Below are 659 nucleotides of genomic sequence, written 5' to 3' on the forward strand. Positions count from 1 at the left end.
GCAGCCGGGGCTTTGGCTTTTTTGCGGGTTTGAGCCGAGGGGGCGGGCGCGGCCAGCAGCAGCGCCGCACCGGCGCCCAGCAGTATCTTCTTCAACATATTCGACATAGTTCGTCAGCAAAACCGGGTGGAAAGTACCGCAGGCGGACGAAAGTACGGCCGCCGGCAAGGTTTGGGCACATCGGCAGGTCCGAAGGCGTCCAAACCCTGCCGGCGGCCGGGATGCTGGCAGAAATGAGCAGGCGCTACTTGATTGCCTTGGCTTGGGCTTTGGCCTGAATTTTCATCTCTTTCTCTTTGGCTTTTTGCATGCGGCTGGCCACGGGCTCGCGGCGCTCAGCCCCGTAGCCGCGGGTTTCGACGGTGGGCTGCATGCCCGGCGCCACCCGCACCGTGAACAGGTAGTCGTATTCGTAGTCCTTTATTTCATCGACCGGCGGGATGCCGCCGAAGTCGTCAATCAGCGACAGCACCGTATTGGAGTGGCCCACGATGACCACCGACTTGCCGGCGTAGTCCTTCAGCACGAGGTCGGCAAGGTCGCGGCCGCGCTTGGGGTCGTAGGTCTGGGGCTCGAGCTTGAGGGCGGTGGCCAGCGGAGCCAGCGTGGCGCGGGTGCGCTTGGTGTCGGTGGTGAAGAGGGCGGCCGGCTGGCGCTTG

The 659-nt window shown here is 64.3% G+C and carries 1 pseudogene; it reads right to left on the reverse strand.

The features are described 5' to 3' along the window. Positions 1-244: 244 nt before the first annotated feature. Positions 245-659: pseudogene (locus tag ACYVDE_RS25265) on the reverse strand (hypothetical protein); the annotation flags it as partial.

This window comes from Hymenobacter agri (genome assembly GCF_054778495.1).